Here is a 234-nt window from a genome sequence, read left to right on the forward strand (position 1 = left end):
AGGATTTGAAGAAACACTATGGAAAGCAGCCGATAAATTGAGAGGAAGTATGGATTCTGGTGAATATAAACACGTTGTATTAGGACTCATCTTCCTGAAATACATCTCAGATAAATTTGAAACTAAATATAACGAGCTTGTAGAAGAAGGCGATGGCTTTGAAGAAGATATCGATGAATATACCGTAGAAAATATCTTCTGGGTACCTGCTGAATCCCGCTGGGACTACATTAA

At 37.2% G+C, this 234-nt stretch carries 1 protein-coding gene; it reads left to right on the top strand.

What is annotated here, in order from left to right:
- Positions 1-234 (top strand): type I restriction-modification system subunit M N-terminal domain-containing protein (locus tag FE296_RS00055; RefSeq protein ID WP_150363964.1); only part of this gene is annotated, 234 nt, incomplete at both ends.

This window comes from Paenibacillus sp. UASWS1643 (assembly GCF_008693195.1).
Lineage (GTDB): Bacteria > Bacillota > Bacilli > Paenibacillales > Paenibacillaceae > Paenibacillus > Paenibacillus amylolyticus_B.